Below are 11559 nucleotides of genomic sequence, written 5' to 3'. Positions count from 1 at the left end.
GACCGTGCGCACGCAGGCGGTCAAAAGTGCGCACGAAATTCAATAAAAACAGCCTGTAGTGCTTGTGTACAAAGCGCTGAAAGCTATCAATTTTGAGGTTTCTGGCAGCAGCAAACAGACCATGCAAAGCATGGCCCGAGCTTAGGCCAGGGATCTGAGAAACTGCGGAGGCGCGCGCGCAGCCAGCGGCGCGGCAATGAAGATGGCTCTGGGTTCAGGAGCAAACGGCCGGGGAATGAAGCTGTCAGGAGCGGGCGCACTGAAGGCCTTAATGGCCACAGGCCCGGCATAGCCATGACTGGCCTGATCCAGCAACTGACATTCGGCCGGGCCGTGACCCGCAAACAGCGCATGGACCCAGCCCTGATCCGGGGCGCAGCCGCTGTTGTCACTCTGGCAGTCGCCAGCCGCAGCCACAGCCACAGCCACAGCCGACGAGGTTGGCTGCACATGGCTGTGCGCCACATAGGACTTTGCCGGGACTGTATTGACCGCGTGAACTGCACGGTGCATCTGGCCAAGCGTCGGGCCCAGCACCATGGCCAGGGCCAGCAGGCCCATCAGCCAGCGCATCACCCAGATTTCACGCAGGCTGGCGCAACCGCCAGCGGACGCTGGACGGCTGTTTCTGCGTAGATGGGAGTGATGTGACACGTTCAGGAGCAAATGCGGTCTTGGGCGAAACGGCTGCAGCAAAGCTGCCGGGGGTTGCAAAGTGTATCTGCACTGCGGGTCGTGCGCAGCAAGCCAGGCTTAATCCTTGAGCCAGCGCGAAAACGCTTTCTGGAATTTCTGCACCTTGGGTCCCACCACAAAAGCGCAATAGCCCTGGCCCGGGTGCTGCAGGAAATAGTCCTGGTGATAGTCTTCGGCAGACCAGTAGTTGGTCAAGGGCTCGATCTGAGTGACCATGGGTGCATCAAATGCTTTTTCATTCTGCATTTCCTGCATCAATGCCTGTGCCTCGGCCGTTTGCTGCGCATCGGTGGTGAATATCGCGCTGCGGTACTGCGTGCCCACATCGTTGCCCTGGCGGTTCAGCGTGGTCGGATCATGGGTGCCAAAGAAGATCAGCAGCACATCGCGCAGGCTGATGACGGCGGGATCGAAGTCAAGTTTCACTACCTCGGCATGACCGGTCTGTCCGGTACAGATATCGTCGTAGCTGGGATGGTCCAGGTGGCCATTGGCATAGCCGCTCTCCACATCGACTATTCCGCGTACACGGTCGAAGACGGCTTCGGTACACCAGAAGCAACCTCCGCCCAGATAAATGGTTTCCGCTGCCATCACCGGCTCCTTGGTTTTTAAGACGCGTCAAGCGTAGCTCAAATCAACTACCCATTTTCACCAATGACAGCGATTGCGGCGTCGCTATGCTGCAGGGCGCCCACTACACTTGCAATACAAGCCGTGCCTGGCGCACCTACCATGTGGCGCATAGAACAGAAAAACCTGCCTCAGAGGGATACACACCATGAAGCGTTCCGGCCGCTGGGCCTTGAGTCTGGCCCTGATCGGCTTGCTGGTCGTCATAGGCTGGCGCGCAGTCGTCAATCTGCAGCATAAAAAACAGGCCCCAAACCATGCTGCGGTTCCGCAGGAGCTGCCCATACAACTGGCTGCCCAGGAGGTTCTGACGGTCCAGCCCCTTCAGCTTGCCTTGAGCGTTCCGCTCAACGGTGTGGTGCAGGCGGTGAACTCGGCCGTGGTCAAGGCCTATGTCGCGGGCGAACTGCGCGGCCTGACGGTGCGTGAAGGAGATAGCGTCAGCAAGGGCCAGCAGTTGGCTCGCGTTGATGCCACGGAGGCAGAGGCACGCTGGCGCCAGGCGACGCAGCAGGCCGATGCCTCCAGAGCCCAGTTGGTGATTGCCCAGCGCAACCAGGACAACAATGCGGCCCTGGTGCAAAAAGGCTTTATCTCCACCACGGCACTGCTGACCTCGCAGGCCAACCTGGATTCGGCCCGCGCCAATCTGGCTGCCGCCCAGGCCGCCGCCGATGCGGCCCGCAAGTCTGTCACCGACGCCGTCATCACCAGCCCCATGAGCGGGCAGATCGCCCAGCGCTTTGTCCAGAACGGCGAGCGCGTTGGTGTGGAAGCGCGCATCGTCGAAGTCGTCGATCCAGGCAAGCTGGAAATCATGGCCCAGCTCGCTCCCGCAGATTCGGTACAGGTTCAGGTCGGCCAGATGGCCGAGCTGCAAGTGCCCGGTGCCCCCCAGGACATGACGGCCATCAGAGCCCAGGTGGTGCGCATCAATCCCAGCGCCCAGACCGGCTCGCGCACTGTGGTGGCCTATCTGGCAGTGCAAAAGGACGAAGCCGCCAAAAACAGTAGCAGTCAACGCATTCCACAGTTACGCCCCGGCCTGTTCCTGCAGGGAAGCATACTGACCGGCAACGCCAGCCAGCTAGCCGTGCCTCTGGCCTCCGTGCGCACCGACAAGCCCCTTCCCTATGTGCAAGTGCTGCAAGCGGGCAAGTCGGCCGTGGCCGCAATCGCACCGGAGCGTGCACAGGAAATCTCCAGCCGCACACAGTTTCGCGTGATCCACAAGACCGTGGAACTGGGACGCCAGTCCGCCCATGAAGGCGCAACCTGGGTTCAGATCCTCAAGGGCCTGAATGCAGGCGACCGGATACTGGCTGGCAGCACCGGCGGCCTGCGCGAAGGCACGCTGGTCGAAGAATCGGCCGAGCCAGTCAGCAGCGGGAGCCGGTAAATGTGGTTCACGCGCATCAGCCTCAAGAACCCGGTGCTGGCCACCATGCTCATGCTGGCCTTTGTGGTGCTGGGCATTTTTTCCTACCAGCGGCTCAAGGTTGACCAGTTCCCGAACATCGAGTTTCCCGTGGTGGTGGTCACGGTCGAGTATCCGGGCGCCTCGCCCGAGATCGTCGAGAGCGAGGTCACCAAGAAGATAGAGGAAGCCGTCAACTCGGTCGCCGGCATCAATGCCCTCACCTCGCGCAGCTACGAAGGCACCAGCGTCGTCATCATCGAGTTCCAGCTGCATATAGACGGTCGCCGCGCTGCCGACGATGTACGCGAGAAGGTCGCCTCGGTGCGCCCCACTCTGCGTGACGAGGTCAAGGAGCCGCGCGTCATCCGCTTCGACCCGGCCAGCACGGCTGTCTGGTCGCTAGCCGTGCTGCCAGACCCCCATGCCCTGCACGGCGAGACCGCAGCCAATGGCCAGAGCGTGACGCCGCCCGACGCGATTGCGCTGACGAGCTGGGCCGACCAGGTGCTGAAAAAGCGGCTGGAGAATGTGCGCGGCGTGGGCGCCGTGAACATGGTGGGAGCCACCAAGCGCGAAATCAATGTCTATCTGGACCCGCAGGCGCTCGAGGCCTACTCCATTACCCCCGAGCAGGTTGCCCAGGCGGTGCGTGCCGAGAATCAGGATCTGCCCGTGGGCGCGATCCGCTCCAAGGCCCAGGAACGCGTGGTGCAGATCGATGCCCGCATTCAGCGCCCCGAGGAATTTGCCCGCATCATCGTAGCCTACCGCAACGGCGCCCCGATCCGCGTCGGCCAGTTGGCCCGCGTGCAGGACGATGCGCAGGAGCTGCAGACCCTGGCGCTGTACAACGGCAGCCGCACTCTGCTGATGTCCGTGCAAAAGGCCCAGGACGAGAACACCATCGAGGTGGTCGACGGCCTGAACGCGGCGATCAAGGCCATCGCCCCCGAGCTGCCGCCCGGCGTGCGCCTGCAGGCGATTGCCGACAACTCGCGCGCCATCCGCGTGGGCGTGGACAATGTGCGCCAGACGCTGATCGAGGGTGCCTTGCTCACGGTGCTCATCGTATTTCTGTTTCTGAACTCCTGGCGCTCCACGGTAATCACGGGGTTGACGCTGCCGATTGCCTTGATCGGTACCTTCCTCTTCATGTACTGGTTCGGCTTTTCCATCAATATGGTCACGCTGATGGCGCTATCGCTGTGTGTGGGTTTGCTGATCGACGATGCCATCGTGGTGCGCGAGAACATCGTGCGCCATGTGCAGATGGGCAAGAACGCCTATCAGGCCGCCATGGAAGGCACGCAGGAAATCGGGCTGGCCGTGCTCGCCACCACGCTTTCCATCGTCGCCGTATTTCTGCCCATAGGCTTTATGGGCGGCATCATCGGCAAGTTCTTCCATGAGTTCGGCATCACCATCGTGGCGGCCGTGCTGATCTCCATGTTCGTCAGCTTCACGCTGGACCCCATGCTCTCCAGCGTCTGGCATGACCCGGCAATCCACGCCCATGGCGAACATGGCAGCAAAAGCCTGTACGACCGCACGCTGGGGCGCGTGACGGCCTGGGTGGAGCGCATGAGCGATCGGCTCTCGGACTTCTACCAGGGAATACTGCGCTGGTCGCTGGCTCACAAGCTGCTCACCCTGGCGCTGGCATTCATTATTTTCATAGCAAGCATCGCTCTTGTACCCTTGCTTGGCACCGAATTTGTGCCCAAGGCGGACTTCTCGGAAACTTCGATCAGCTTCAACACCCCCGAAGGCTCCTCGATCGAAGCCACCGAAATCAAGGCCAGGCAGGTGACGGACATATTGCGCGCCTTGCCCGAGGTGCGCTACACGCTGACCACCATCAACACCGGCAATGCCAACGGCAAGAACTACGCCAATATCTATGTGCGCCTGGTTGACCGCCACCAGCGCAGCCGCAATGTGGACGAGATTTCGGCCTATCTGCGCCCCAGGCTGCAGGCGATTGCAGGCATCAAGCTCACCCATGTAGGCCTGCGCGAGGCCGTGGGCGGGCAAAAGCAGGTCGAGTTCTCGCTCATGGGCCCGGATCTGGACGAACTGGGCCGCCTGAGCCAGATCGTGCAGGAGCGCATAGCCGACATCCCGGGTCTGGTCGATCTGGACTCCAGCCTCAAGCCCAACAAGCCCATGGTCAATATCGAGGTCCATCGCGATGCCGCGGCCGATCTGGGTCTGTCGATAGGCAATATGGCCGGCGCACTGCGCACCTGGGTGGCCGGCCAGACCGTGGGCAACTGGCGGGCCAGCGACGACCAGACCTATGACGTGAACGTGCGGCTCGAGCCCGAGGCGCGCACCACGCCCCAGGACCTGGAGCGCCTGCCGTTTGCACTGGCGACCGGAGATGGCGGCATGCGCATCGTGCGCCTCAACCAGGTTGCCAGCGTGGTGGACAGCACCGGCCCCAGCCAGATCAACCGCCGCAACCTCAACCGCGAAGTCGCCATCAACGCCAATGTCTATCTGCGCAGCACGGGCGAGGTCACGGCCGATATCAAGCAGGCGCTGGCCACCATTCCCATGCCGCCCGGCTACAGCTACCAGTTCAGCGGCGCGGCCAAGAACATGGCCGAATCCTTTGGCTACGCGATTTCCGCGCTGATGCTGGCCATCATCTTCATCTATATGATTCTGGCCAGCCAGTTCAAGAGCTTTCTCCAGCCCCTGGCACTCATGACCTCGCTGCCCCTGACGCTGATCGGTGTGGTGCTGGCCCTGATGATGTTCGGCTCGGCCCTGTCCATGTTTTCCATCATTGGCGTGGTCATGCTCATGGGTCTGGTGACAAAGAACGCCATTCTTCTGGTGGACTTTGCCATCCGCGCCCGCGAGCCCCGTACCAACGAGGCCAGCGGCCAGACCGAGCCGGGCCTGCCGCGCAACGAAGCGCTGCTGCTGGCGGCCCGCGTGCGCCTGCGCCCGATCCTCATGACCACGCTGGCCATGATCTTCGGCATGGTGCCGCTGGCCTTTGCAGTCACCGAGGGCTCCGAGCAACGCGCCCCCATGGGTCAGGCCGTGATCGGTGGCGTCATCACTTCCTCGCTGCTGACCCTGGTCGTGGTGCCCGTGGTGTACTGCTATCTCGATGATTTTGCCAACTGGATGCGCCGTAAATGGTCTGGCACCCCCTCAAAAAGCGCTGAGCCGCCGCACGAAGCCTCCGAGGCTCGTAGAATCGATGGTTTGTCCTGATAAGTCTTTCCCCGGAGATACCATGGCCCTGCCAATGAATGCCCAAGTGGACCCGCGCGATGTGCACGCGCAGGCTCGTTTCAACATGATCGAACAGCAAATCCGCCCCTGGAACGTGCTGGACGAGTCTGTGCTGGAGCTGATGGGCAAGGTCCACCGTGAAGACTATGTGTCGCCCGAATACGCGAACATGGCCTATATGGACATTGAAGTCCCCCTGAAGGGCACGGCCGAAGAGGCTGCCGCCAAAGGCTGGCACATGCTGGCACCCAAGATCGAAGCGCGCATGCTGCAAGACGTGAAAATCAAGCCCACCGACCGCGTGCTCGAGATCGGCACCGGCTCAGGCTATATGGCAGCCCTGCTGGCCGCCCAAGCCAAGGAAGTCGTAACGCTGGAGATCGACCCCGAGCTAGCCGAAATGGCCCGTGAGAATCTGCTCAGCGCCGGCGTCAAGAATGTCGAAGTCAAGCTGGCCAACGGTGCCACCGCGTCCCTGGCTCAGGGCGCGTTCGACGTGATCGTGCTCAGCGGCTCGGTGGCCCAGGTTCCTGATGCCCTTTACGCCCAGCTCAACGAAGGCGGCCGTATTGCCGCCATCGTCGGTCACATGCCCGTGATGCGCTTCACGCTGGTGACCAAGAACGGCAACAATTTCGAAGTCCAGCAACCCTGGGATACCGCGGCCACCCGCCTCGTGGGTTTTGAAGAGCCTTCGCGCTTCTCGTTCTAAACGCTTGTTGCGTTCGCCCTGCTTGCTGCGCTGCGACTCGGCGGTGCAGCGATCAGGGCCTGTCTTTCAGTGTCAGGGCCGGCCCGCAGATTCGACGGCCGGCCACCAGGAGTTTTTATGTTGACCCAGGTCTTGCCCGCCCAGTTCCAGCAATGGCTGGCTTCTCATGCCGCGAATGGCGTCAGGCCCGTGGTGCTGGATGTGCGCGAACCCTGGGAAGTCACCTTGGCCAGCATTCAGCCCGGTGAAGGCTTCGAGTTGCGCTGCATTCCCATGCACGACATCCCCGGCCGTCTGCAGGAGCTGGACCCAGACCACCCCGTCGCCTGCCTGTGCCACCATGGCGCACGCAGCATGAGCGTGGCTGCGTTTTTGCTCAACAACGGCTTTGAGGACGTCAGCAACATCACCGGCGGCATTGACGCCTGGTCGCTCAGCGCCGACCCGGGCGTTCCCCGTTATTGAAAGATTGCCGGGCCTATTGCTCGGCCAATCCAGAGCTTTGTTGAGTTTTCCGTTGTGATCGAGACCGCCCAACCCTGACATCTATGACCAAGCTGCCCAGGCCCCTGCAAGCCCCCTCCGCCCACGCGCTGCGTGCCATTTCCTTGGGAGTTTTGCTGGCATGGGCCGGCGCTCAGACACAGGCCCAGACCTTGTCGGAGCTGGTGGCTCAGGCCCGCGGCTATGACGCTTCATGGCAGGCCCAGCAGGCCGATGCGAGAGCTGCGGCCAGCCGCGCCGATCAGGCCCTGTCCGGGCTGCTGCCCAACGTGGGTCTGACGGCGGGAGCCAACCGCACCCATGTCGACATTCACACCTCGGTGCCCGTACCCGGCATGGCCAGCAGCTTCAACAACACGCAGCAGAACGTGCAGCTCAGCGCCCAGCAGCCGCTGTATCGCCCCGCCAACAAGATTGCCTACGAGCAGGGGCAGCGCGGCGTGGATGTGGCCCAGGCTCAGTTGGATGCAGCCGCACAAAACCTGATCGTGCGTGTGGCCCAGGCCTATTTCGATGTGCTGGCAGCCCAGGACAGCGTTCAGGTCGCCCAGTCGCAAAAGCAGGCCATCAGCACCCAGCTCGAGATGGCCAAGCGCAATTTCGAAGTCGGCACGGCCACCATCACCGACTCGCGCGAAGCCCAGTCCCGCTTTGACCTGGTCACAGCCCAGGAAATCGCCGCGCAAAATGACCTGCAGGTCAAGCGCGTTGCCCTGGATCAGCTCGTGGGCCGCGTTGGCATCCAGCCCACGCCGCTGGCTGCACCGCTGACCCTGCCCAGGGTGGAGCCCGACAATATGCAAGACTGGGTGGACAAAGCCCTGGCCGCCCAGCCCCAGTTGCGCCAGGCCCAGCTGGCCCTGGACATAGCCAGGCTGGACACGCAGAAGGCCGAGGCCGGCCACAAGCCCACCGTGGACCTGCAGGCCGGTTATGTGGTCAACCGTTATCCCAACGGCTCCATGACTCCCTCCATTCCCCTAAGCTATCGCACCAACGCAGCCCAGATCGGTGTGGTCATGAACATGCCACTGTTTGCGGGCTTTGCGGTGCAGAACCGCATCCGGGAAACCGTGGCGCTGGAGGAAAAAGCCAGCGCCCAGCTCGACGATGCCCGCCGCAGCGTGGAGCAGGCCACACGCACGGCCTTCCTCGGCGTGCAGTCCGGCCAGGCTCAGGTCAAGGCGCTGGAAGCGGCTCTCGCCTCCAGCCAGAGTGCGCTGGAGGCCAACAAAATGGGTTATGAGGTGGGCGTGCGCATCAATATCGATGTGCTCAATGCCCAGAGTCAGGTCTACCAGACCGAGCGCGATCTGGCCAATGCGCGCTATCAGGTGCTGCTAGGCCAGCTCAAGCTGCGCCAGGCCGCAGGCGTGCTCAGCGACGATGATCTGCGCATGATCGACGCACTGACACGCACGCCCGGCATTGCCCCGGCTGCGGCAACAAGGCCAGCCGTTACAGGCAGCATGGCTGCTGCACGGCCTGCGGCCAGAACGCTCAAGCGCTAAGACCGGTCGAGAGACAGATTTCAGGGTTCGACATCATATCGACCTAAAACCCTTGCCCACAGGGCGCTATATGCTCCTGATCAAGGAGCATTCATCAAGGCTTGAATCGCCTCGGCCGTGGCCGCGGCCGCACCGCGATTGCCCTGCACCATCTGCCTGCAGCTTTGTACGGCGGCCTGCAGACGATCGAGCCTGGCCACCAGATCCAGGGCCTGGCCCAAGCCCGCTCCCATATCCTGCACGCCCAGGGCTGCGCCGGCCTGCAGCGCCTGCTCGGACGCCTGGCTGAAATTGAAGGTATGCGGCCCCAGTATCACGGGGCAATCACAGGCCAGCGCCTCGATCAGGTTCTGCCCGCCCAGCGGCGCAAAGCTCCCCCCCATCAGGGCTGCCGATGCCAGGCCGTAATACAGGGGCATCTCGCCCAGCGAATCACCAAGCCAGATCGCGCCGGACTGCAGAGGAGGCATCTGGCCCCACTGACTGCGCCGCGAAACAGCAAAGCCCGCTTTGCCCAGCAAGTTCTCCACCTCGGCAAAGCGCTGAGGATGACGCGGAACGACCAGCCATTGCACCGTCGTTGCAGCATCGCCCAGGGCCTTGAGCGCATCGATGAACATCGCTTCCTCACCCTCGCGGCTGCTGGCAAACAGCAGCACGGGGCGCGCCAACGCAGTGCGCCATTGCGCGGCCCTGGCAAGCTGGACGACATCGGGCTGCACATCGAATTTGAGATTGCCCAGCACCGCATCCACGTGGGCGCCTACATTGCGCAGGCGCTTGGCATCGGCCTCGGTCTGCGCCCAGACAGCAGCCAATGCGGCGTATGCAGGGCGAGACAGAGGCCTGACTCTAAGAGCACCGGCTTCGGATTTCTCGTTCAGACGAGCATTGGCCAGGGCCAGAGGAATGCCTGCGTTGGCACAAGCCGCAATCAGATTGGGCCAGATCTCGGTTTCCATCAGCACGCCCACAACAGGCTGGAACTGCGCGACGAAACGCCTGGTGGCGCCCAGGGAGTCCCAGGGCAGCCAGACCTGCACATCGCCCGGCAGCAACAGCTTTGCGCCCTCCTCCCGGCCAGTCGCTGTGCTGTGCGTCAGCAGCAGACGCATGGCCGGCATGCGCTCGCGCAAGGCCTTGATCAGAATGGCGGCAGCTCGGGTCTCGCCCAGCGACACCGAATGAATCCACACCCATCGGCCGCGTCCATCGCGCCCCAGATCTGCAGGCTGATAATGGCCAAAGCGCTCCGGTACGGCCACGCCGTAGCCCGGCTCGGCAAGCGCTCTGCGTCGCAGCTTGCGCCGCAGCAGAGGCTGCACCGCCCAGGCCAGTGCACTGAACAGCGCACGGGCAAAGCTCATGGGAGCCGGTCTGGCCATGCTTGAGCGCTGCTGCTATCAGTGCGCAGAAGCGCCCACCTGGGCGTCGGGCTTGACGCGTTTGAGCAAGGCCAGCATCTGCGCTTCGATGCGCTGCAAGGCTTGCTGTGTGTGGCCTTCAAAGCGCAGCACCAGCACCGGCGTGGTGTTGCTGGCACGGATCAGGCCGAAGCCGTCGGCCCAGTCCACGCGCAGGCCGTCAATGGTGCTGACCTGGGCAGGTTCGGCAAACTCCGTGGCAGCGAGCGCCTGCAGCTCGGCCGCCAGACGATGGGGCTCGCCTTCGGCACAGGCCACATTGAGTTCGGGCGTGGAGAAGCTGGTGGGCAATGCGTTGAGCACTGCGCTGGGGTCGGTTTCGCGGCTGACGATTTCGAGCAGACGGCAGCCGGCGTAGGTGCCATCGTCAAAGCCGTACCAGCGCTCCTTGAAAAAGATATGGCCGCTCATCTCGCCGCCCAGCGGCGCGCCCAGCTCCTTCATGCGAGCTTTGACCAGCGAATGGCCGGTCTTGTACATCACGGCCTTGCCGCCTGCAGCTTCGATCTCGGGGGCCAGACGCTGGGTGCACTTGACGTCGAACACGATGGAGCCGCCAGGCACACGCGAAAGCACATCCTTGGCGAACAGCATCATCTGACGGTCGGGGAAGATGTTCTGGCCGTCCTTGGTCACAATGCCCAGACGGTCGCCGTCACCGTCAAAGGCCAGACCCAGCTCGGCATCGCTGGTCTGCAGGGCCTGGATCACATCGCGCAGGTTCTCGGGCTTGCTGGGGTCTGGATGATGATTGGGGAAGTTGCCGTCGACTTCAGAGAACAGCTCAATCACCTCGCAGCCCAGTTGCCGGAAGATGGCGGGCGCCGACGCACCGGCCACGCCGTTACCGCAGTCCACCACAATCTTCATGGGCCGCGCCAGCTTCACGTCGCCCACGATGCGGGCGGTGTAATCGGCGAGCACATCAGCACGGCTGATCTGTCCAGAACCGGTAATCGTCCAGTCCTCGGTTTCCATGCGCAAGCGCAGGGCCTGGATTTCCTCGCCATAAATGGCGCGGCCTGCCAGCACCATCTTGAAGCCGTTGTAATCCTTGGGGTTGTGGCTGCCCGTCACCTGAATGCCGCTGGTGCACAAGGTCGCGGCCGCAAAATACAACATGGGCGTGGTGGCCAGGCCGATGTCGATCACATTCACGCCCACATCGGTCAGGCCCTGCATCAATGCCTCCGAAAGCGCGGGACCCGACAGACGTCCATCACGGCCCACCGCTACGGTTTTTTCGCCGGCTACCAGCGCTGCCATACCGAATGCGCGGCCTATGCCACGGGCGACTTCTTCAGTCAGTGTCGACGGCACGATGCCGCGAATGTCATAGGCCTTGAAGATGGAGGATGCAATTTGCACAACAGCTCTTTCTCGAAGTTTTTCAATTCCATGGCG

9 protein-coding genes are annotated in these 11559 nt (G+C 62.8%); 5 read left to right on the top strand and 4 right to left on the bottom strand.

Annotated features, from left to right (window positions below; genetic code table 11):
* Window positions 1–141: 141 nt before the first annotated feature.
* Together JAO85_RS03120 and msrA are read right to left on the bottom strand one after the other, a co-directional pair.
* Window positions 142–573, bottom strand: a complete 432-nt coding sequence (locus tag JAO85_RS03120; RefSeq protein WP_202787520.1) for a hypothetical protein — start codon at window positions 571–573, stop codon at window positions 142–144.
* Window positions 574–753: 180 nt separating this feature from the next.
* Complete coding sequence (gene msrA, locus JAO85_RS03115; RefSeq protein WP_202787430.1) at window positions 754–1290, bottom strand: peptide-methionine (S)-S-oxide reductase MsrA; 537 nt, start codon at window positions 1288–1290, stop codon at window positions 754–756.
* 187 nt (window positions 1291–1477) lie between these two features.
* Between msrA and JAO85_RS03110 the strand changes: the two genes are divergently transcribed.
* The 5 genes from JAO85_RS03110 to JAO85_RS03090 all read left to right on the top strand — a co-directional run bounded on the left by JAO85_RS03110 (window position 1478) and on the right by JAO85_RS03090 (window position 8731).
* Window positions 1478–2728, top strand: coding sequence for an efflux RND transporter periplasmic adaptor subunit (locus JAO85_RS03110; RefSeq protein WP_202787429.1), 1251 nt, complete (start codon window positions 1478–1480; stop codon window positions 2726–2728).
* Entirely contained in the window at window positions 2729–5983 is a 3255-nt protein-coding gene (locus JAO85_RS03105; RefSeq protein WP_202787428.1) for an efflux RND transporter permease subunit, read from the top strand.
* A 22-nt stretch (window positions 5984–6005) separates the two neighbouring features.
* Window positions 6006–6716 carry a protein-L-isoaspartate O-methyltransferase gene (locus tag JAO85_RS03100; RefSeq protein WP_004340917.1) on the top strand — a complete coding sequence of 237 codons (711 nt, stop codon included), beginning with the start codon at window positions 6006–6008 and terminating at the stop codon, window positions 6714–6716.
* Between the two features lie 117 nt (window positions 6717–6833).
* Complete coding sequence (locus JAO85_RS03095; protein ID WP_034355938.1) at window positions 6834–7181, top strand: rhodanese-like domain-containing protein; 348 nt, start codon at window positions 6834–6836, stop codon at window positions 7179–7181.
* Between the two features lie 83 nt (window positions 7182–7264).
* Window positions 7265–8731, top strand: coding sequence for a TolC family outer membrane protein (locus JAO85_RS03090; RefSeq protein ID WP_202787427.1), 1467 nt, complete (start codon window positions 7265–7267; stop codon window positions 8729–8731).
* A gap of 80 nt (window positions 8732–8811) precedes the next feature.
* Here the strand turns inward: JAO85_RS03090 and JAO85_RS03085 are convergent, their stop codons facing one another.
* On the bottom strand, window positions 8812–10116 hold the full coding sequence (locus tag JAO85_RS03085) for a 3-deoxy-D-manno-octulosonic acid transferase (protein ID WP_202787426.1): 1305 nt from the start codon (window positions 10114–10116) through the stop codon (window positions 8812–8814).
* Window positions 10117–10134: 18 nt separating this feature from the next.
* Window positions 10135–11523, bottom strand: a complete 1389-nt coding sequence (locus tag JAO85_RS03080) for a phosphomannomutase/phosphoglucomutase (RefSeq protein WP_202787425.1) — start codon at window positions 11521–11523, stop codon at window positions 10135–10137.
* Window positions 11524–11559: the final 36 nt, after the last annotated feature.

Source organism: Comamonas sp. NyZ500 (assembly GCF_016772095.1).
Lineage (GTDB): Bacteria > Pseudomonadota > Gammaproteobacteria > Burkholderiales > Burkholderiaceae_C > Comamonas > Comamonas thiooxydans.
This window is presented reverse-complemented; position numbering and strand designations above follow the sequence as displayed.

Excerpts from the sequence above, each read along its gene's own strand:
- JAO85_RS03095 (WP_034355938.1), top strand. The coding sequence starts at position 6,834 with ATGTTGACCCAGGTCTTGCCCGCCCAGTTCCAGCAATGGCTGGCTTCT.
- JAO85_RS03105 (WP_202787428.1), top strand. The coding sequence starts at position 2,729 with ATGTGGTTCACGCGCATCAGCCTCAAGAACCCGGTGCTGGCCACCATG.
- JAO85_RS03120 (WP_202787520.1), bottom strand. The coding sequence starts at position 573 with ATGCGCTGGCTGATGGGCCTGCTGGCCCTGGCCATGGTGCTGGGCCCG.
- JAO85_RS03110 (WP_202787429.1), top strand. The coding sequence starts at position 1,478 with ATGAAGCGTTCCGGCCGCTGGGCCTTGAGTCTGGCCCTGATCGGCTTG.
- JAO85_RS03100 (WP_004340917.1), top strand. The coding sequence starts at position 6,006 with ATGGCCCTGCCAATGAATGCCCAAGTGGACCCGCGCGATGTGCACGCG.
- msrA (WP_202787430.1), bottom strand. The coding sequence starts at position 1,290 with ATGGCAGCGGAAACCATTTATCTGGGCGGAGGTTGCTTCTGGTGTACC.
- JAO85_RS03085 (WP_202787426.1), bottom strand. The coding sequence starts at position 10,116 with ATGGCCAGACCGGCTCCCATGAGCTTTGCCCGTGCGCTGTTCAGTGCA.
- JAO85_RS03090 (WP_202787427.1), top strand. The coding sequence starts at position 7,265 with ATGACCAAGCTGCCCAGGCCCCTGCAAGCCCCCTCCGCCCACGCGCTG.